The sequence below is a fragment of the Allobosea sp. 05L423 genome, assembly GCF_056397745.1.
Window position 1 is genome coordinate 22,803 of sequence record NZ_JBFTOA010000018.1, and the last position, 18,971, is coordinate 41,773.

Annotated in this window: 18 protein-coding genes and 1 tRNA gene; 8 read left to right on the forward strand and 11 right to left on the reverse strand. The window is 67.1% G+C overall.

The features are described 5' to 3' along the window. Complete coding sequence (locus AC1DNE_RS25080) at positions 1 to 225, forward strand: hypothetical protein (protein WP_441472202.1); 225 nt, start codon at positions 1 to 3, stop codon at positions 223 to 225. 774 nt (positions 226 to 999) lie between these two features. Next, the gene (locus AC1DNE_RS25085; RefSeq protein ID WP_441472201.1) at positions 1,000 to 2,247 is read left to right on the forward strand and encodes a flavin-dependent oxidoreductase; all 1,248 of its coding nucleotides are present in this window, start codon (positions 1,000 to 1,002) and stop codon (positions 2,245 to 2,247) included. Positions 2,248 to 2,447: 200 nt separating this feature from the next. On the opposite strand, the gene AC1DNE_RS25090 is transcribed toward AC1DNE_RS25085, so the two are convergent. From AC1DNE_RS25090 to AC1DNE_RS25115, 6 genes are all read right to left on the reverse strand, one after another. After that, entirely contained in the window at positions 2,448 to 2,906 is a 459-nt protein-coding gene (locus AC1DNE_RS25090) for a cupin domain-containing protein (protein WP_476765231.1), read from the reverse strand. A gap of 57 nt (positions 2,907 to 2,963) precedes the next feature. Beyond that, entirely contained in the window at positions 2,964 to 3,662 is a 699-nt protein-coding gene (locus AC1DNE_RS25095) for an ABC transporter ATP-binding protein (RefSeq protein ID WP_476765230.1), read from the reverse strand. Between the two features lie 2 nt (positions 3,663 to 3,664). Continuing rightward, complete coding sequence (locus AC1DNE_RS25100) at positions 3,665 to 4,414, reverse strand: ABC transporter ATP-binding protein (RefSeq protein WP_476765229.1); 750 nt, start codon at positions 4,412 to 4,414, stop codon at positions 3,665 to 3,667. Further along, positions 4,407 to 5,396: a branched-chain amino acid ABC transporter permease gene (locus AC1DNE_RS25105; protein WP_476765228.1), complete on the reverse strand. Its 990-nt coding sequence runs from the start codon at positions 5,394 to 5,396 to the stop codon at positions 4,407 to 4,409. Before AC1DNE_RS25105 ends, AC1DNE_RS25100 begins: the two co-directional genes overlap by 8 nt. After that, the gene (locus AC1DNE_RS25110; RefSeq protein ID WP_441472196.1) at positions 5,393 to 6,319 is read right to left on the reverse strand and encodes a branched-chain amino acid ABC transporter permease; all 927 of its coding nucleotides are present in this window, start codon (positions 6,317 to 6,319) and stop codon (positions 5,393 to 5,395) included. The genes AC1DNE_RS25105 and AC1DNE_RS25110 overlap by 4 nt, the downstream gene beginning before the upstream one ends. Positions 6,320 to 6,437: 118 nt before the next feature. Further along, positions 6,438 to 7,610: an ABC transporter substrate-binding protein gene (locus AC1DNE_RS25115; protein ID WP_441472195.1), complete on the reverse strand. Its 1,173-nt coding sequence runs from the start codon at positions 7,608 to 7,610 to the stop codon at positions 6,438 to 6,440. A 263-nt stretch (positions 7,611 to 7,873) separates the two neighbouring features. On the opposite strand from AC1DNE_RS25115, the gene aspT reads away from it, so the two are divergent. Both aspT and AC1DNE_RS25125 read left to right on the forward strand, forming a co-directional pair. Then, positions 7,874 to 9,541, forward strand: a complete 1,668-nt coding sequence (gene aspT / locus AC1DNE_RS25120; RefSeq protein ID WP_441472194.1) for an aspartate-alanine antiporter — start codon at positions 7,874 to 7,876, stop codon at positions 9,539 to 9,541. A gap of 131 nt (positions 9,542 to 9,672) precedes the next feature. Further along, positions 9,673 to 10,230, forward strand: coding sequence for a L,D-transpeptidase (locus AC1DNE_RS25125; protein WP_441472193.1), 558 nt, complete (start codon positions 9,673 to 9,675; stop codon positions 10,228 to 10,230). A 27-nt stretch (positions 10,231 to 10,257) separates the two neighbouring features. On the opposite strand, the gene AC1DNE_RS25130 is transcribed toward AC1DNE_RS25125, so the two are convergent. From AC1DNE_RS25130 to AC1DNE_RS25145, 4 genes are all read right to left on the reverse strand, one after another. Continuing rightward, positions 10,258 to 10,914, reverse strand: a complete 657-nt coding sequence (locus AC1DNE_RS25130) for an SdpI family protein (protein ID WP_441472192.1) — start codon at positions 10,912 to 10,914, stop codon at positions 10,258 to 10,260. Beyond that, on the reverse strand, positions 10,911 to 11,216 hold the full coding sequence (locus tag AC1DNE_RS25135; RefSeq protein ID WP_476765226.1) for an autorepressor SdpR family transcription factor: 306 nt from the start codon (positions 11,214 to 11,216) through the stop codon (positions 10,911 to 10,913). The genes AC1DNE_RS25130 and AC1DNE_RS25135 overlap by 4 nt, the downstream gene beginning before the upstream one ends. Positions 11,217 to 11,452: 236 nt before the next feature. After that, positions 11,453 to 11,528: transfer RNA gene (locus AC1DNE_RS25140), tRNA-Ala, on the reverse strand. Positions 11,529 to 11,696: 168 nt separating this feature from the next. After that, positions 11,697 to 12,089, reverse strand: a complete 393-nt coding sequence (locus AC1DNE_RS25145) for a TIGR02300 family protein (RefSeq protein WP_441472403.1) — start codon at positions 12,087 to 12,089, stop codon at positions 11,697 to 11,699. A 341-nt stretch (positions 12,090 to 12,430) separates the two neighbouring features. Here AC1DNE_RS25145 and aroA point away from each other — a divergent pair, with 341 nt between their 5' ends. The 3 genes from aroA (at position 12,431) to AC1DNE_RS25160 (ending at position 15,342) form a co-directional block, all read left to right on the forward strand. Beyond that, entirely contained in the window at positions 12,431 to 13,774 is a 1,344-nt protein-coding gene (aroA, locus tag AC1DNE_RS25150) for a 3-phosphoshikimate 1-carboxyvinyltransferase (RefSeq protein ID WP_441472190.1), read from the forward strand. Further along, on the forward strand, positions 13,771 to 14,418 hold the full coding sequence (gene cmk / locus AC1DNE_RS25155; protein ID WP_441472189.1) for a (d)CMP kinase: 648 nt from the start codon (positions 13,771 to 13,773) through the stop codon (positions 14,416 to 14,418). The genes aroA and cmk overlap by 4 nt, the downstream gene beginning before the upstream one ends. Positions 14,419 to 14,535: 117 nt before the next feature. Next, positions 14,536 to 15,342, forward strand: a complete 807-nt coding sequence (locus AC1DNE_RS25160) for a DUF1194 domain-containing protein (RefSeq protein ID WP_441472188.1) — start codon at positions 14,536 to 14,538, stop codon at positions 15,340 to 15,342. Between the two features lie 152 nt (positions 15,343 to 15,494). On the opposite strand, the gene hrpB is transcribed toward AC1DNE_RS25160, so the two are convergent. Beyond that, positions 15,495 to 17,999, reverse strand: a complete 2,505-nt coding sequence (gene hrpB, locus AC1DNE_RS25165) for an ATP-dependent helicase HrpB (protein WP_441472187.1) — start codon at positions 17,997 to 17,999, stop codon at positions 15,495 to 15,497. Positions 18,000 to 18,077: 78 nt separating this feature from the next. Between hrpB and trpA the strand changes: the two genes are divergently transcribed. Next, positions 18,078 to 18,923 carry a tryptophan synthase subunit alpha gene (gene trpA, locus AC1DNE_RS25170; protein WP_441472186.1) on the forward strand — a complete coding sequence of 282 codons (846 nt, stop codon included), beginning with the start codon at positions 18,078 to 18,080 and terminating at the stop codon, positions 18,921 to 18,923. Positions 18,924 to 18,971: the final 48 nt, after the last annotated feature.

Below are 18,971 nucleotides of genomic sequence, written 5' to 3' on the forward strand. Positions count from 1 at the left end.
ATGAAGCAGCTGATCATCCGCAACCCGGACGAATGCGTCGCCGCGGTAAAACGCGTCCAGGCTCTGAGCGGCGCCACAGCGGGAAGCGAGCAGGAGCGAGAGCTTGAAGCGCTCTCCCATGCGATCAAGGTCTATGAGGATTCGATCGCGATGATGCGCGGCGTCGGGCGGAAGGCCTCCGAACAGCCGGAAGAGGGCGTCTCCGATATCGCCGGGCAGGAATGATAGCCGGAGCTCCCGAAATCCGCCGGCGGGTCGACGACGGGTCAACCGCCGTTCATATGCGCGCCTCGGGCAGGGACCGGCCCTAGCCGACCTTGATCGGCACGGCACGGCCCTGCCGTCCTCGGCGACTTTGCAGAGCTTGTCTTCTCTTGTCGGCGTTGCGCCATACCGCTTCGCTGTCGTCAACGGCAAGACGATCCCGAGCGAGCCGGGCACGCGCAAGATCATCGAAGTGGTCGAATGATCTCCCCACAGCAAAAGGCGCAATCCCGCTTCGTCTGGGCCAGGCTGACGACTTGCGGCTTGATGCGGTCACACGCTTTCTTGGCACCGCCGCCCGAGACATTCTGCCAGCGATACCCTGAGGACGGGTCGCTTGGGGCAAACAAAACAAAAGAAGGGGGCCGGGATAGGAAGGCCGGCTCCCTTCAGGTGGCGCGGTGCTAGGCTTGTACGCCGCGCAACCGAATAACGCGAATGGGGCGGCGGAAGTTCCCTTTGGGTAACGCTGATGCTCTGGCGACCCACACTTTTCCGGCCATCTCTTCGGCAAGTTGTGCTGCGTTCGATTTCCCTCGGAACCGATCAGTCTTCGAGGGCGAAAGCGCGACCGTTCGATTCAGAAGCAATCCCGGGGCACCGAAGCGGGACCCGGCTTTCGTCGTCCCATCGCGTCCTTGTTCCGGGCCCGGCCTGGCGAGACCGCCATCGGCGATTGACAATGCAAACGGCTATATTTCAAACTTAAAATATTAGACCCAGGGGAACGGGCATATGCGGGTGATCATCGTTGGTGGCGGCATCGGCGGGTTGACGCTGGCGCTGATGCTTCATGCGCGCGGGATCGCAGCAACGGTCTACGAGCAGGCCAGCGAGATCCGGGAGGTCGGCGTCGGGATCAACACGCTGCCGCATGCCATTCGCGAGCTGGCCGATCTCGGCCTGCTGCCGACGCTGGACGAGGCCGGCATCCGCACGCGCGAACTGATCTACATGAACCGCTTCGGGCAGGCGGTCTGGCGCGAGCCGCGCGGCCTGCACGCAGGCGCGCCGGTGCCGCAGTTCTCGATCCATCGCGGGCGGCTCCAGCGCGTCATCCGTGACGCCGTTGCGGAGCGGCTGGGCGAGGACGCGATCCGCACCGGCCGCCGACTGGTCGGCTTCCTGCAGGACGAGGGCGGCGTCACCGCCCATTTCAGCGATGCCCGCTTCGGCGAGGCAGGCGAGACGGCGCGCGGCGACATCCTGATCGGCGCGGACGGCATCCACTCGGCCGTGCGGGCCTTCTATTTCCGGAACCAGGGGCCGCCGCGCTGGCAGGGCGTCCAGATGTGGCGCGGCGCCTGCGAGTGGCCGACCTTCCTCGATGGCGAGAGCATGATCATCGCCGGCGGTATGGCCGGCAAGCTGGTGCTCTACCCGATCGGCAAGGGAGCGACCGCGAAGACGCGGCTGACCAACTGGGTCGTCAATATCCGCAATGGCGATCCCGAGCGACCGCCGCCGAAGGAGGCGTGGTCGAAGCCCGGTCGCCTCGAGGACGTGCTGCCCTTCGCGCGCCGCTTCAGCGTGCCGGGCATGGATATTCTCGGGCTGATCCGCGCGACCTCGACCTTCTGGGAATATCCGATGTGCGACCGCGATCCGCTCCCGCGCTGGACCCATGGCCGCGTCACGCTGCTCGGCGATGCCGCGCATCCGATGTATCCGGTCGGCTCCAACGGCGCCTCGCAGGCGATCCTCGATGCGCGCTGCCTCGCCGACTGTCTGGTGAAAGCCGAGCATCCGCGCCAGGCGCTGGCTGCCTATGAAGCGCAGCGTCTGCCCGCGACGGCCGAGGTTGTGGCGATGAACCGCGTCGGCGGGCCGGAACGTGTCATCGACGCGATAGAGGCGTTGGCGCCGAACGGCTTCGACGATGTCGAGCGCGTGCTCGGCTATGCCAAGCGCGAGCAGATCGTGAAATCCTATGCCGGCAAAGCGGGCTTCTCGGCCGAGCAGCTTGCGGCGCGCAAAGGGTAGAGCCGGTACCGCGCCGTCATTCCGGGGCGCCGCAAGACGGCGAACTCGGAATCCATGAACATGCGGTCCCCGTCATGGTCGGGCTTGCCCCGACCATCCACGTCGTCCTTCGTGCCATGCGGTGTTCAGGACGTGGATGCTCGCCACAAGGGCGAGCATGACTGCGAGGCTTCCCAAGAAGCCATTGTGGCGCCCTGCTCTCAAGCGCCGTCGGGCGGGGGCGGCAGGAAGTCGACCTCGTGCTTGGCCGAGAGCGCGACGACATCGGCCGGCTTCTGCTCGGCCATGGAATGAATGCCCCAGAACAGGTCGTAGAGCCGGCCCGTCGGCGAAACCCAGAACAGGCACTTCACCGTCGCATCGCCCTTGTTGAACAGGCCATGCGGCACGTTGCGCGGCAGGCGGATCAGGTCGCCGGCCGTCGCGAAACTCTCCTGCCCATCGAGGACGAGATCGAGCCGGCCTTCCAGCATGTAGATGAACTCGTCCTGCGTCGTGTGGATATGCGGCGGCACGAAGGTGCCGGGCGGAAGCGTCGCGTGCCAGGAGAAGCTGTCCTCCGTCAACGTCTTCGGCACATAGGTCTGGCCGAGGATGCTCCAGGAGATTCCGTCGAGGCCCTCATTGGCGCGCGTCACGCCGGCGGTCAGCGGCTTCATGGTCTTGCTCTCCTCGTCAGGCCGGCCTGCGGACCGGAAGGCGGTTGGGACAGTCTGCTAGAAATGCAGGAAGCGATCCTTCACGGCGCTGTCGCTGCGCAATTCGGCGCTCGTACCGCGCCAGACGACGCGGCCCTTCTCCAGCACGATATGGCGATCGGCGATCCTGACGAGCGCATCGACGTTCTTGTCGATGACGAGGATCGATTCTCCCTCTGCCTTGAGTGCCGTCAGGCAGTTCCAGATCTCCTCGCGGATTAGGGGCGCGAGCCCCTCCGTCGCCTCGTCGAGGATGGTCAGCCTGGGATTGGTCATCAGCGCCCGGCCGATAGCCAGCATCTGCTGCTCGCCGCCGGAGAGCTGGTTGCCGCGGTTCTCCCGCCTCTCCCTTAGCCTCGGGAAGAAGGCATAGATCCGATCGAGATCCCAGCGCTTCTTGCCGGAGCGGTCCGCCGCCGTGGCGATCAGGTTCTCCTCGACCGAGAGCGTCGGGAAGATCTGCCGGCCTTCCGGCACGAGGCCGATGCCGGCCTGGGCGACGCGGAAGGGCTGGGCGCCCGTCAGGTCGCGCCCGCCGAAAGCGATGCGCCCGGCCCGTGCCGGCAGCAGACCCATGATGGCGCGCACCGTGGTGGTCTTGCCCATGCCGTTGCGGCCGAGCAGGGTCACGACCTCGCCTTCGCCCACAGTGAGATCGATCCCGAACAGGATCTGCGCCTCGCCATAGCCGGCATCGAGCCCTTCGACGGTGAGCATCGCTAGCCCTCCTCGCCGAGATAGGCCTGCCGCACGGCCGGATCGGCCCGGACCGCAGCCGGCTCGCCCGAGGCGATCACCCCGCCATAGACCAGCACGGTGACACGGTCGGCCAGCGCGAAGACGGCGCTCATGTCGTGCTCGACCAGCAGCATGGCGAAGCGGCCTTTCAGGCTCTTCAGCAAGGCGATCAGGCGTTCGCCCTCCTCATGGCCGACGCCTGCGAGCGGCTCGTCGAGCAGGATGAGCTTCGGCTGCAAGGTCAGCGCCATCGCGATCTCGAGCGCGCGCTTCTCGCCATGGGAAAGGCTGCCGGCCGGGGCATGCGCGCGGCCGGCGAGGCCGACCGCTTCCAAGGCTTCCCAGGCGGGAGCGTTGAGCGCCTCGTCGCGTGCGGCGTTGCGGAACACCGAGAGCGGATGGGCGCTCCTCGCCTGCACGCCGAGCGCGACGTTCTCCAGCGCCGAGAGCGAGGCGATGGTCGAGGTGATCTGGAAGGTGCGGGCGAGCCCCGCTTGCGCCCGCTTCTGCGGCGGCAGGTGGGTAACGTCCATGCCGCCGAACAGGATCGCACCGGAATCCGGCCGCAGCGTACCCGAGATCTGGTGGACGAGCGTCGTCTTGCCGGCGCCGTTGGGGCCGATCAGGGCGTGGAGCTCGCCGGGCGCGATGGTGAGGTCGACACCGTTGGTGACCTTGAGCGCGCCGAAGGATTTTGCGAGCCCTTTCAGTGCAAGCGCCGGTTCAGCCATCGCGGCTCCCCCGGAGCTTGGCCATGAGGCCGGCAATACCGCCGCGAGTGAACAGCACGAAGAGCACGATCAGCGGGCCGAAGATCGCCTTCCAGTTCTGGGTCAGCCCGGAGAGCACATCCTCCACGGCAAGGAGAGCAATCGCGCCGACGATCGCCCCGTAGAGCGAGCCGACGCCGCCGAGCACGACCATGAAGATCAGCTCGCCCGAGCGCTGCCAGGACATGAAGGCGGGGCTGACGAAATCGGTCTGGTTGGCGAGCAGGAAGCCGGACAGCCCCGCCATCATGCCGCTGATGACATAGGCGCCGAGCCGGACGCGATCGACATCGTAGCCGGTCACCGTGACACGGACGGAATTCTCGCGCGCCGCCCGCAGCACGCGCCCGAAACGCGAGGCGACCAGCCGGCGCGCCAGCCAATAGCACACCGCCAGCGTGCCGAGCGCGATGTAGTAGAAGCCGGTGCGGTTGCTGAAGATCTCCCGCCCCAGGAACGTGCTCTTCTCGTAGAGCGTCAGCCCGTCGTCGCCGCCATAAGCCGAGAGCGCCTGGGCGAAGTAATAGGCCATTTGCCCGAAGGCGAGCGTGATCATGATGAAGGCGACGCCGCGCGTGCGCAACGAGACGTAGCCGGTCACCGCCGCGAAGACGGCGCAGACGATCAGGATCAACGGCAGCGCGACCAGCAGCTCGGTCTGGCCTTCGGTGATGAGGATGCCGGCGCCATAGGCCCCGATGCCGATGAAGGCAGCGTGGCCGAAGGAAACGAGACCGCCGACGCCGAGAATAAGGTCGAGCGAGAGCGCCGCGACCGCGAAAATCATCGCCCGCGTCACCAGTGTCAGCCAATGCGAGGGCAGGCCGAGCGAGGTCGCGAGGGGCAAGAGCGCCAGCAGGCCGAGGATGAAGAGCGGTGCGAGCCGGCGCAGCGGGGGCGCAGCCGGCCGTGCAATCGGGGGAGAGCCGGTTACCGCGCTCATGAGCGCCCCTTGGCCGGCAGCAGTCCCTCGGGCCGCACGAACAGCACCGCCGCCATGACCAGATAGATCAGCATCGAGGAGAGCGCCGCGCCGGTGGCGCGAGCCGAGGCCGGCGCCATGAACAACCGGAGCAGGTCGTTCATGAAGGAACGGCCGAGCGTGTCGACAAGCCCGACGATCAGCGCTCCGACGAAGGCGCCACGGATCGAGCCGATGCCGCCGACGACGATAACGACGAAGGCGAGGATCAGCACCGTATCGCCCATGCCGGGCTCGACGGAAAGGATCGGCGCCGCCATCGCCCCTGCGAAGCCGGCGAGCATGGTGCCGAAGGCGAAGACGACCATGAACAGCTTGCGGATGTCGACGCCGAGCGCCGAGACCATCGGTGCGTTCGAGGCGCCGGCCCTGAGCAGCATGCCGGTGCGGGTCTTCTCGACCACGAACCAGAGCAGCGCGCCGACGCCCAGGCCCGCCGCGATCAGGGCGAACCGGTAAGTCGGATAGAGGATGCCGTCCATCAGGCGGACATTGCCGGAGAGGAATTCGGGCACCGGCACCGAGAGCGGCGCGGCGCCCCAGATCATCTTGACCGCCTGGTTGAGCAGCAGGATCAGCCCGAAGGTCGCCAGGACCTGATCGAGATGGTCGCGTTCATAGAGATGCCGGAAGACCAGGAATTCGAAGGCAAGGCCGAGCAGCAGCGCGGCTGCGAGCGCCAGCACGAGCCCGAGCATGAAGGAGCCGGTGAGGCCGACGAAGGTCACGGCGAGATAGGCGCCCAGCATGTACTGGACGCCGTGAGCGAGATTGATGAAGTCCATCACGCCGAAGACCAGCGTCAGCCCGGCCGCCACCAGGAACAGCAGGATGCCGAACTGGAGCCCGTTCAGGAGCTGGACGATCAGAAGGCTGGTTGTCATCGCGCGGTCCTACGTCAGGGCCGGTCATGAGACGTCATGCTCGAGCCTGACCCGAGCATCTCGTGACGAAGAGATCCCCGGGCCGAAGCTTCGCTTCGCCCGAGGATGACGCTTTGCGTCACTTCAGCGCGCAATCCTTGGCGTGCGGATCGGCGTAGTCGGCAAACACCTTTTCCGCGATCTCCGTCTGGAACTTGCCATCGGGCCGCTTGGCGACCTTGACGAGGTAGAAGTCCTGGATCGGATAGCCGTTGGTGTTGAACTTGAATTTGCCGCGCAGCGAGGTGAAGTCGGCCTTCTTGATCGCCTCGCGCAGCTTGTCGGGATTGCCGGTGCCGCCGGCCGCCTTCACGGCCGAATCGATCAGCATCGCGGCGTCATAGGCCTGCTGGGCGTATGAGCCCGGCACGATCTTGTAGGCGGCTTCATAGTCCTGGACGAACGCCTTCGTCTGCGGGTTGTCCATGTTGGGCGCCCAGGTCATGCCGCCATAGAGGCCGACCGCCGCATCCTGCTGCGCCGGGAGGGTCGATTCATCGACCGTGAAGGCGGAGAGGAACGGGATCTTGCCCTGCAGGCCGGCCTGAGACCACTGCTTGACGAAGTTGACGCCGAGGCCACCGGGCAGGAAGGCGAAGACCACGTCGGGCTTCGTCGAAGCGATCTTGGCGAGGTCGGCCGAGAAATCCAGCGCGTTCAGCGGCGCATAGACCTCGTCGACGATCTCGCCCTTGAAGTAGCGCTTGAAGCCGGCGAGCGAGTCCTTACCGGCCTGATAGTTCGGCGCGATGATGTAGGCGGTCTTGTACTTCTGATCCTGCGCGTATTTGCCGAGGACTTCGTGCACCTGGTCGTTCTGGTAGGAGGTGACGAAGAAATTCTTGTTGCAGGCCTTGCCCGCCATGGTCGACGGGCCGGCATTCGGGCTGATCAGGAAGGCGCCGGAGTCGAGGACCGGCTTGGCGATGGCGCCAAGGATGTTCGAGAACACCGGGCCGACGACGAAGGCCGGCTTCTCGGTCTCGACATAGGTCCGCACCCGGTCCACCGCGACATCGGGTTTCAGTTCGTCATCGATCACCGTGATCTTGACCGGCACGCCGCCGAGCTTGCCGCCGTTCTTGTCGACCGCGAGCTGGAAGCCGTCTCGGACCTGCTGGCCGAGCGCCGCTCCGGGGCCGGTCAGCACGCTCACCACGCCGATCTTCATCGGCTCCTGCGCCTGCGCGGACGCGATGGAAAATGCCAGCGCTCCGCAGCCCAGCGCGAGTGCGAATTTGAGTGTCGTCATCGATGCCCTCCCGGGACGAACGAACGAGAAATGGATGCGCGACCCGGTTCCCTCAAACTTCTATGGCCTGCGCAGAGGCATATTGTTTCAAGCTTAAAATATCTGCAAGGGTCTGCCCCGCAGAAATTTTCCGCCGCCTCGCCCAAATGATTCACACTCTGGCGCCTGACGCCAGTGGGTCTCGCACATTCCAATGCCGCGGCTTGCGAATTCATGCGGCGCGAATAATCTCGAAAGTACCGTCCTCCGAGCCGGGTACCGCCGTGTCCTTTGTTACACAGCCCGTCGTCGCCCTCTTCATTTCGCTGGCTCTCGGCTACCTCATCGGAAAGATCAAGGTCGGGCCCGTCCGGATCGGCGGCGTCTGCGGGACGTTGTTCGTCGCGCTCGCCCTCGGGCAACTCGGAGTGACGATCAGCCCGGATCTGAAGAACGTAGCCTTCGCGCTGTTCATCTACGCGCTCGGCTTCACGGCCGGGCCGCAGTTCTTCAACAATATCCGCGGCGGGTTGCGCTATGGCGTCCTCTCCTTCGTCGAGGTCGGGACGGTGCTGACCCTGGTCGCGGCAGCCGTCCTGCTGTTCAACCTGGATGCAGGCACGGCATCCGGCCTGTTTGCGGGCGCGGCGACGGAATCGGCCGTGCTCGGTACAGCCTCTGACGCGATCTCGCGGCTGGCGCTGCCCGCAGCCGAGATTTCGCGGCTGCAGGCCAATATGGCCACCGCCTACAGCGTGACCTACCTCTTCGGGCTCGTCGCCATCGTGGTCTTTACGACGCAGATCGGCCCGCTGCTGCTTCGGATCGATCTGCGCGAGGAGGCCGCGGCACTGGCCCGGCAGCTTGGCGCCGAGGGCGACAACGACAAGGAGAACGGCGTCCCTGAGATCGTCTCGCGCACCTTCCGTGCCGGTCCCATCAGCGGCGGCACGGTCGGCGCCTTCGAGAACAGCGTCAATGGCGTCGTCACGATCGAACAGGTCGGGCGCGTCTCGGGCTTCATCAAGGCGACACCCGAAACCCAGCTCGAGGCCGATGACATCGTCCTGATCATCGGCCGGCGTCGCTCGGTCATCGCGGTCAGCGAGCGTCTCGGGGCCGAGGTCCCGATGCCCGCGGGCGACAATGTTCCGCTCGTCGAGCGTCAGGTCGTGCTCGTGCGCCGCGAGGTGGCCGGCCTGCGCATCCGTGACCTGCGCCGCCTCGCCAGTGACGAGCAGCGGCGGGGCGTGTTCATTTCCCGCGTGCGGCGCCTCGGCCAGGGCATCCCCGCTCTGCCCGGCACCGTGCTGGAGCAGGGCGACATTCTCACGCTCTATGGCTCGGAGGAGGCGATCACCCGCGCCGCGACCGAGCTCGGGCATCTGCTGCCAGCGACGTCGACGACGGATTTCGTCATGCTTGGTCTCGGCGTCGTCGCCGGCCTCCTGCTGGGCGAGCTCGCGTTGCAGATCGGCCCGCTCAATCTGACGCTCGGCACAGGCGGTGGCGCGCTGATCTCGGGTCTCGTCTTCGGCTGGCTGCACATGCACCGCCCCCTGCTCGGCGCCATTCCGCCCGAGGCGGCCGAGTTCATGAAGGATTTCGGCCTGGCGACCTTCATTGCAGCCATCGGTCTCTCGGTCGGCCCGGACGCCGTCGCGCTGCTCAAGCAGTACGGGCTGATGCTGCCGGTGCTGTCGATCCTGGTTTCGGCCGTGCCGGGCCTGGTCTCGCTCTATATCGGCCGCCATCTGCTGAAGATCGAGGCGCCGATCCTGCTCGGTGCGATCGCCGGCCAGCACTGCAGCACTCCTTCGATCACTGCACTGGTCTCGCTCGCGGGCAATTCGACCCCGGTGATCGGCTACACCGTGACCTACGCGATCTCGAACGTGCTGCTGCCGCTGATGGGGCCCGTGGTCGTCGGCATGGTCAAGCTGATCCACTGAGACCGCCCCGGCCGCAGCGCGGGAAGACCGGCCACGCGTGATCGTGGCCGGCCCGTCTGCCGCGAGCCAGCCTTGACCTCATTTTCCGTCTTCTCTTTAATTCTGCAGCGGGGGGCGCCGCAGGGAGCATCATGCTACGCGCCATCATTCTCGCCGCCGGGCTGCTGGCTCTTTCAGCGCCCGCGCAGGCTTACAGCAATCCGATCAGCCGCGGCCTCGCCGATTTCCTCAACATCTTCAGCGAACAGCCGATTCCGCGTCAGGTCGTGCCGTGGAGCGGCAAACAGGCTCCCGGCACCGTCGTGATCTCGACGAGTCAGCGGCGGCTCTACTACGTCCTCGGCAGAGGCCAGGCGCTGCGCTACGGCGTCGGCGTCGGGCGCCAGGGTTTCAGTTGGTCGGGCACCAAGACCGTCTCGATGAAGCGCGAATGGCCCGATTGGCGGCCGCCGGCCCAGATGCTGAAGCGCCGCCCGGACCTGCCGCGCCATATGGCCGGCGGCATGGACAATCCGCTCGGCGCGCGCGCGATTTATCTCGGATCGAGCCTCTACCGCATCCACGGCTCCAACGAGCCAGATACGATCGGCGCAGCGGTTTCCTCAGGCTGTATCCGCATGACCAACCGCGACGTCATGGATCTCTACGACCGCGTCCGGCCCGGCACGAAGGTGGTGGTGCTTCGATAGGGTTGCCTAACCGACCCGACGCCCGCTTCAGTGCGCAGCATTCTGCCGCCAGAGCCACCAGGAATAAGCCACACTTCCAGCGACGAGCAGCGCAAGCCCTCCGAGGCTGGCGGCGGCCAGCACATGGGGCGGGACCTTGATGAAGGCGAGCGCGACGAGCGCGAATCCAAGCCCCACCGATGCCCGGCCATAAAGCCTGTGGGTCTTCTGCCAGATGCCGGCATCTGCCAGCGTCCATGGCGTCCGGACGCCGAAGAGCCGCATCGGCCGCGTCTTGCCGGCGACATTGCCGGTCGCCACAAAAAACAATCCGAGCAGCGCAGTCATGAAGCCCGGCACGTCCCGGATCAGGCCGAGCGCATGGCCGATCAGAAGGGCGTGGCAGGCGGCGAGCAGCAGGATGACGGCCCGCCATGTCGCGGCATAGGCCGAGGCTGAGCGAGCGAGATTGCCGGCATGCGGTTCCCATCTCGGCAGGAGGACAAAGAGCACGGTCATCGCCATCGCGAAGCCCGGCATGGCGAGGAAGGCGATCAACGGATCGGCGAATCGGTCCGGCTGGCCGGCTACATCAAAATGGATCGCGATTCGTGCGTCGTGCGGCACCTGCCCGAGCGCGAAGGCGGACGCTGCGAGCATCGCGCCGATTATGAGGCAGCTTTCGAGGAGCGAAGAGCGGGTCACGGCTGGCCTTCCACTGCTTTGGCCGGATGGGAGCGGGCTTCCAGCGAGAAGCCGAAGCGGTCGAGGAACAGGCACATCGCTTCCTCGAGGACCGAGAGGTTCAAGCTGTATGTGACGGTCGTGCCGCGCTTGCCGCTCTGGACGAGATCCGCTTCGCGCAGGACTGCGAAATGGCCGGACAAGGTCGGCTTGGCCAGATCGAAATGCTCGGCGATCTCGCCCGCCGTCATGTCCTTCTCCCGCAGCAGCCGCAGGATCTCGCGCCGCGTCGGATCGGAAAGGGCTTTGAAGACCTGATTCATGTTCGTAATTTAGGCAAACACCAAAATATAGTCAATCGGTCTTCCGCCGAGCCATCCCGATGCATGAGGCAACCCGCTATCGCAGAACGCTCCATGCTTCGGGCCACTGGCGCCAGCATCGCTGTGAAGGCTGCCAATCTTTCCGGATCGCCGAAGACCAGCGGCCCCAGAACGCAAAAAACCAGCCTGCTAAGGGCTGGTTTCGGTCATCGACTAGGACTGATCGAAGAGTGTTTTGGTGGAGCCAGGCGGAATCGAACCGCCGACCTCTTGAATGCCATTCAAGCGCTCTCCCAACTGAGCTATGGCCCCACACGCGACGACCGAGTTGGGAATCGGCCGTCAAAACCGGGTCTTTCGAACCACCTCGGTGGTTCCGTCCGGGCCGCCGTCCAGCGACGCAGCGGTCTATAGGCGGCCCGGGCTGAAGACACAAGCGCTTAATGTCGCCTTGTCGTCATCTTTTTTCGAGGCTGTGGATCAGTTGTCCTCGTCGCCCTCGATATCCCCGTCGATCAGGTCGGCGACGTCGTCGTCGCCTTCCTCATCTTCCTCGAGGAAGGTGTCGTCGTCCTCACCGCCGATGTCGTCCTCGACCTCGATGTCGTCCTCGGTCGTGACCACGGCGTCCTTCTCCGAAGCCTCCGCATCGGCTTCGTCGAGCGAGACGAGCTCGACGGCGCCGTCGGCAACCTCGGTCTCTTCCTCCTCATCGGCCTCTGGCTTGGCCGGCACCTTGGCCTGCGGATCGAACATCGTCCGCGGGTAAGCCTGCCCCGTATAGGGGGAGACGATGGGATCCTTGTTCAAATCATAGAACTTGCGCCCCGTGACCGGGCAAACGCGCTTCGTTCCGAGTTCCGGTTTCGCCACTGCGTCGGACCCTTCAATCATCATGTTCTGAAAAGCAGGCGCGTCCGTTAGTCGGGGCGCGCCGCGCTGTCAAATATTGATTTGAGCCATGCGGCAACTGCGCGCAAGAGCGGGAGCCGTTTCACCCGCCCTCCAGACGGCAACGCGACCGTGCATTGGCGCGGCTTGCGCGAGCGTGCTAGAGCCGAATCCGGCCAGGTTGGAACAACCTGATCGGTATCCGTCTCTCACATACCGATAGAGAACGCGCGATCCGATCAGATTGCATTGCAATCTGATCGGATCGTGCTCTAGGCCGGGCACGCATACGTTCCTTCCCGAGCGCAGAGACCCCGATCCCCGTGTCCCACGACCACGCACCGGTCCCCGTCACCGCCCGCGCGGCAGGCCCGCTCAAGGGCCGCGTCCGGGTGCCCGGCGACAAGTCGATCTCGCACCGGGCGATCATCTTCGGCCTGCTGGCGATCGGCGAGACCAAGGTCAGCGGTCTGCTCGAAGGCGAGGATGTGCTGCGCACCGCCGCTGCGGCGCGGGCGCTGGGTGCGATCGTCCATCACGACGGCGCTGGGGCGTGGCGCGTGCAGGGGGTCGGCGTCGGTGGCCTGCGCGAACCTGCCGACGTGCTCGATTTCGGCAATGCCGGCACCGGCTCGCGGCTGATGATGGGGGTCTGCGGCTCGCATCCGATCACCACGACATTCGATGGGGACGCCTCGCTGCGCAAGCGGCCGATGCGGCGCATCCTCGATCCGCTCGAGCAGATGGGCACGGTCGTCGTCTCGCAGCAGGAGGGCGGGCGCGTGCCGCTGACCCTGCGCGGGCCGAAGGAGGCGATCCCGATCACCTACCGTCCGCCCGTCGCATCGGCGCAGATCAAGTCCGCGGTGCTGCTCGCCGCCCTGGCCGCGCCGGGCGAGACGAGCGTGATCGAGGCAGAGGCGACGCGCGACCATACCGAGAAGATGCTGGCTCATTTCGGAGCCGAAATCATCGTGACGCCGGAAGGCGAACATGGCCGGCGCATCGTACTGAAGGGCCAGCCGGAGCTGCAGGCAGCGCCGATCGCGGTGCCGGCGGACCCCTCCTCCGCCGCCTTCCCACTCGTCGCGGGCTTGATCGTGCCGGGCTCCGACATCCTGATCGAAAGCGTGATGACCAATCCGCTGCGCTCGGGCCTGCTGACGACGCTGCTCGAAATGGGCGCCGATATCACCGTCGAGCGCGAGGCCAATGAGGGCGGCGAAACCGTCGCCGACCTGCGCGTGCGGGCCTCGAGCCTGAAGGGCGTGATCGTGCCGCCCGAACGCGCGCCATCGATGATCGATGAGTATCCGGTGCTGGCGGTGGCTGCGTCCTTCGCCAGCGGCACGACGCGGATGCGCGGATTGCAGGAGCTGCGCGTCAAGGAATCGGATCGCCTCGCGGCGGTGGAGGCCGGACTGAAGGTGGCAGGCGTCACCTGCGCCATCGAGGGCGACGACCTGATCGTCGAAGGCTCGGGCGGCGGGCCGGTGCGCGGCGGCGGGCCGATCGCAACCCATCTCGACCATCGCATCGCGATGAGCTTCCTCGTCATGGGGCTGGCGACGCGCGAGCCGGTCGTGGTCGATGACGGACTGATGATCGCGACGAGCTTCCCGAGCTTCGTCGCCCTGATGAACGGCCTCGGAGGCCAGATCCGATGAGCCTAAACAAGGACGGCCTCGTCATCGCCGTCGACGGCCCTGCCGCATCCGGCAAGGGCACGCTGGCGCGCCGGCTCGCGGCCCATTACCGCCTGCCCTATCTCGATACCGGCCTGCTCTACCGGATGGTGGCCCGCGCCATGCTCGATGCCGGCCACGACATCCGCGACGCCGCAGCCGCCGAGCAGATCGTCAGCAGCTTCGACGAGACCGCCTTTCCGGAAGACCGGCTGCGCGGCCGCGAGATCGGCGAGGCGGCCTCCGTTGTCGCGGCCGTGCCGGCCGTGCGGGCCGGCTTGCTCACAAGGCAGCGGCGTTTCGCGGCGCAGACCGGCGGCGCCGTGCTCGACGGACGCGACATCGGCACGGTGATCTGCCCGGAGGCGCCGGCGAAGCTCTTCGTCACCGCGACGCCCGAAGTGCGCGCCGCGCGCCGGCACAAGGAGCTCGTCGGACGCGGCGAGGCCGTGACCTTCGACGGCATCCTCGCGGATATCCGCCGGCGCGACGCCCGTGATTCGGGGCGCAGCGACGCCCCGCTCAAGGCCGCGGAAGATGCCGTCACGCTCGACACCTCGGCGCTGACAGTCGAGGAGGCCGTCGCGGCCGCCATCGACATCGTCGAGAGGCGCCGCGCCGGCTGAGAACCTCCTGCTCGCGCATTTGCTATCGAAACAGGCGCCGTTAGCGGGATTTTCCGGCTTGGCGATCATCGCAGCCAGAGGCACACTCCTTTCCGCGACAGGACGAAGGAGGTGGCGATGCGGCGCTGGCTGTGCGGTCTCTCATGCCTGGGAGTGGCGGTGCTCTGGCAGCCTGCCCTGCCCCGGGCCCAGACGGCCGGCGCTCCCCCAGAAGAGGTCGATGTCGCGCTCGTGCTCGCGGTCGACGTCTCCTATTCGATGGACCTCGACGAGCTCGCCCTGCAGCGCAACGGCTATATCGAGGCCTTCCGCTCGAAGCAGCTCCACGACGCGATCGCCAAGGGCGCGATCGGCAAGATCGCCGTGACCTATTTCGAATGGGCGGGCAGCAGCTTCCAATACGTCGTGCGGCCATGGAAGGTGATCGATGGCCCGGCCGCGGCCGTCGCCTTTGCCGAGGAGCTGGGTGAGGCTCCGACGCGGCGCGGACGGCGCACCTCGATCTCGGGGGCAATCGATCTCGGCGTGCAAATGCTCGAACAGGTCAACGTCACGGCGATACGGCGCGTCATCGACATCTCCGGTGACGGCGCCAACAATGACGGGCGGCCCGTCACCGCGGCGCGCGACGAGGCTGGCGCCAAGGGCATCGCGATCAACGGCCTGCCCGTGATGCTGAAACAGGCCGGCTATTTCGACATCGACAATCTCGACGTCTACTACAAGGACTGCGTCGTCACCGGAATCGGCGCCTTCGTCATCCCGATCCGCGAGAAGAGCCAGTTCGTCGAGGCGACCAAGACCAAGCTGCTGCGCGAGATCGCCGAGGCACCGGCCGATGCGACCGTTCACAAGGCCCAGGCGGGCGACTCGGTCTCCTGCCTCGCCGGCGAACGGCAATGGCGTGACCGCATGGGGAATTGAGGATTTATCTCCTACCTCGCCGTCATCCCGGGCAAGCGAAGCGCAGACCCGGGATCCATGCCCGGACCCTCATCGGAATCGATCCGGAATGGATCCCGGATCGGCGCCGCTTCGCGGCTTGTCCGGGATGACGACGAGGGAACGGTAAGCCCTCACGTCCCGCGCGGCTTGGCTCGCGTTGTGGGCAATGCTGCAGCGGGATCATCCGGCCAGAGATGGCGGGGGTAACGGCCCTTCATCTCCGACTTAACCGCCGCCCAGGAGCCGCGCCAGAAGCCGGGCAGGTCACGCGTCACCTGGATCGGCCGGTGCGCCGGGGAGAGCAGTTCCAGCACCAGCGGCACCCGTCCGCCGGCCAAGGCAGGATGCGTCGCGAGGCCGTAGAGTTCCTGCACGCGCACCGAAATGGTCGGGCCGGCCTCGGCGGCATAGTCGACCGCGAGCGAAGACCCCGTCGGCGCGGTAAAATGGGTCGGCGCTTCCTGATCGAGCCGGCGCTTCAACTCCCAGGTCAGCAGCATCGCCAGGGCCGAATCGAGATCGGAAGGCTGGATCGAAGCGAGCGAGGCGCGGCCGAGGAGATGCGGCGCCAGCCAGAGTTCCGGCTCTTGCGCCAATCCTTCGTCGGAGAGATCGGGCCAATTTTCCTCCGGTTCCGCCTTGCGCAGGAAGGCGGCGCGCTCGCGGAGCTGGTTCTGGCCTTTCGTCCAGGGCAGGAGGCCGATGTCGAGCGACGCGATGCCCTTGGCCAACGCCTCGGCATTCCCCGGCGTATCCGCGACGGAGAGCGGCCGCTCGGACAGCGCGAGCCCGCCATAGCGGCGCACCGCCCGAACCCGCAGCGCGCGGGCAGTCCGGTCGAAATTCGCCTCCTCGCGCTCCGCGATGCCGAAGGGCGCAAGCCCATGGCCGACGAGCGCCGCGATCTCGGCTTCGGTGATCGCTGCGGCGGCCATGATGCGGGCCTGCTGGGCCGCACCGGTCAATTCCGCAACGACGATATAGGGCTCGCGCGCCAGACGCTGCGACGGTTCCACCGCGCCACCGCGGCCATTGGCGAGGAGATACTGCCCCGACCCCGGAGAGCGGGCCTTGGCGACGCGATCCGGATAGGCAAAGGCGAGCAGAAGGCCGGGCGACAGCGGTTCACCGGCGTCTGCCTTATCCCCGCGGGCGCTTCGCTGGGCGGTTCGTGCCCAGCCTTCGGCGAGGCGGCGCATGTCGCCGGCCCGGCCGCCGCGCTCACGGCTGAGCCGCTCCAGCCTTTCGGCCAGATCGACGGCATCGCCACCGAGCCCGCGCTCGACCAGCACGGCCGCGAGATCGGCCGCGGCGTTCGCCTGCCCGAAGCGGGCGGCAGCCACGACCATGCGCGCGAGCCGCGGCGGCAAAGGCAGCGCCTGCAAGGCTCGCCCGTCCGGCGTGATGCGGCCATCGCCATCGAGCGCACCGATATTGCTCAGCAGGGCGCGCGCTTCCTTGAGGGCCGGGGCGGGCGGAAGGTCGAGGAATGCCAGAGTCGTCGGATCGCCGACGCCCCAGGCGGCGCAATCGAGCAATAGCGGGCTCAGATCGGCCGAGAGGATCTCCGGCCGGGCGAAGGCTTCGAGCGCGCCGGTCGCGGCCTCCTCCCAAAGGCGGTAGCAGACACCCGGCTCGGTACGGCCGGCGCGGCCCCGGCGCTGATCGGCGGCGGCGCGGCTGACACGGCGGGTCTCCAGCCGGGTCACGCCGATATCAGGCTCGTAGACCGGGACCCGGGCGAGGCCGGAATCGATGACGACGCGCACGCCCTCGATGGTCAGCGAGGTCTCGGCGATGGCGGTGGCGAGCACGATCTTGCGCTTGCCGGCGGGCGCCGGCAGCACGGCGCGGTCCTGGTCGCGCTGGTCGAGCGCACCATAGAGCGGCGCGATCTCGACGGCGGGATCGCGTAGCCTCTCGCGCAGGCGCTCCTCGACGCGGCGAATCTCGCCCTGTCCCGGCAGGAAGACGAGTTGCGAGCCCGGCTGCTCGTTGAGCGCGAGCAAAACCGTCTCCATGACCTGATCCTCGATGCGCTTCAGCGGGTCGCGGCCGCGGTAGCGCGTCTCGATCGGAAAGGCGCGGCCCTCGCTCTCGATCACCGGCGCTTCGCCGAGCAGCTTCGCGACGCGGGCGCCGTCGAGCGTTGCCGACATGACGAGGATGCGCAGATCCTCACGCAGGCCGCCCTGCGCGTCGAGCGCAAGCGCAAGGCCGAAATCGGCATCGAGCGAACGCTCGTGGAATTCGTCGAAGAGGACGGCCGCGACGCCTTCGAGCGCCGGATCGTCCAGGATCATCCGCGCAAAGACGCCCTCGGTGACGACCTCGATGCGCGTCTTCGGACCAATCTTGGAGCCGAGGCGCACGCGCAGGCCGACGGTCTCGCCGACACGCTCGCCCAGGGTCTGCGCCATCCGGTTCGCCGCGCCGCGCGCCGCCAGCCGCCGCGGCTCGAGCAGGATGAGCTTGCCGCCCTTTGTCCAGGGCTCGTCGAGCAGAGCGAGCGGCACGCGCGTGGTCTTGCCGGCGCCGGGAGGGGCGACAAGCACGGCGTTCGGCCGACTCCGCAAGACAGCAGCGAGGTCGCCGAGAACGGCATCGATGGGAAGGGCGGTGTCGAAGGCGCGCATGCCCGGCGGATGTGGCGCAGGCTCGCCTCGCGCGCAAGCCACTCGCCAGCCCGCCCGTCCCATGCTAACCGCAAGCCCATGACAGAGACCGGCCAGACCCGCATCCAGAACCGCTTCCAGGCCTGCGCCCGCGAGGGCCGGGCGGCGCTCGTGACCTTCGTCACCGCCGGCGACCCCGATTTCGAGACGGCGAGCGCCATCCTCGCGGCCCTCCCCGCGGCCGGCGCCGACGTGATCGAGCTCGGCGTGCCCTTCACCGATCCGATGGCGGACGGCGTGCCGGTCCAGCTCGCCGGGCAGCGCGCGCTGAAAGCCGGGCAGACGCTGCGGAAGACGCTCGCCATGGTCGAGAGCTTCCGCACGGCCGGCCACGACACGCCGATCGTGCTGATGGGCTACTACAATCCGATCTACGCCTATGGCGTCGAGGCCTTCCTGGCCGAGGCACGCCGCGTCGGTGTCGACGGTCTCATCGTCGTCGATCTGCCGCCGGAGGAGGACGAGGAGCTCTGCCTGCCGGCGCTGAAGGCGGGGGTTTCCTTCATCCGCCTGGCCACGCCGACCACCGACGACAGGCGCCTGCCGAAGGTGCTGCAGAACACCTCCGGCTTCGTCTATTACGTCTCGATGACCGGCGTGACCGGCGGCGCCATCGCCGACTATGGCGCGGTCGGCGACGCGGTTGCCCGGATCAAGCGCCACACCGACCTGCCCGTCGCGGTCGGCTTCGGCGTGAAGACTGCGGCCGACGCCGCCACCATCGCCAAGAGTGCGGACGGTGTCGTCGTCGGCTCGGCCCTTGTGGAGCGCGTCCGGCTCTCGCTCGACAGCGACGGCAAGGCCACGGAAAAGACGGTTTCGGCTGTCACCTCGCTGGTCAGCGAACTCGCCCAGGGCGTCCGTTCGGCGGCCAAGGCGGCCTGAGGCCGGTTTCATTCAACGGTTGCGTCGCTTGCCCGCCGGCAGACGCGA

Coding starts and splice junctions, on each gene's coding strand:
- AC1DNE_RS25125 (WP_441472193.1), top strand. CDS start 9,673: ATGCTACGCGCCATCATTCTCGCCGCCGGGCTGCTGGCTCTTTCAGCG.
- AC1DNE_RS25110 (WP_441472196.1), bottom strand. CDS start 6,319: ATGACAACCAGCCTTCTGATCGTCCAGCTCCTGAACGGGCTCCAGTTC.
- AC1DNE_RS25115 (WP_441472195.1), bottom strand. CDS start 7,610: ATGACGACACTCAAATTCGCACTCGCGCTGGGCTGCGGAGCGCTGGCA.
- AC1DNE_RS25160 (WP_441472188.1), top strand. CDS start 14,536: ATGCGGCGCTGGCTGTGCGGTCTCTCATGCCTGGGAGTGGCGGTGCTC.
- trpA (WP_441472186.1), top strand. CDS start 18,078: ATGACAGAGACCGGCCAGACCCGCATCCAGAACCGCTTCCAGGCCTGC.
- AC1DNE_RS25080 (WP_441472202.1), top strand. CDS start 1: ATGAAGCAGCTGATCATCCGCAACCCGGACGAATGCGTCGCCGCGGTA.
- cmk (WP_441472189.1), top strand. CDS start 13,771: ATGAGCCTAAACAAGGACGGCCTCGTCATCGCCGTCGACGGCCCTGCC.
- hrpB (WP_441472187.1), bottom strand. CDS start 17,999: ATGCGCGCCTTCGACACCGCCCTTCCCATCGATGCCGTTCTCGGCGAC.
- AC1DNE_RS25095 (WP_476765230.1), bottom strand. CDS start 3,662: ATGCTCACCGTCGAAGGGCTCGATGCCGGCTATGGCGAGGCGCAGATC.
- AC1DNE_RS25105 (WP_476765228.1), bottom strand. CDS start 5,396: ATGAGCGCGGTAACCGGCTCTCCCCCGATTGCACGGCCGGCTGCGCCC.
- AC1DNE_RS25100 (WP_476765229.1), bottom strand. CDS start 4,414: ATGGCTGAACCGGCGCTTGCACTGAAAGGGCTCGCAAAATCCTTCGGC.
- AC1DNE_RS25135 (WP_476765226.1), bottom strand. CDS start 11,216: ATGAATCAGGTCTTCAAAGCCCTTTCCGATCCGACGCGGCGCGAGATC.
- AC1DNE_RS25085 (WP_441472201.1), top strand. CDS start 1,000: ATGCGGGTGATCATCGTTGGTGGCGGCATCGGCGGGTTGACGCTGGCG.
- AC1DNE_RS25090 (WP_476765231.1), bottom strand. CDS start 2,906: ATGAAGCCGCTGACCGCCGGCGTGACGCGCGCCAATGAGGGCCTCGAC.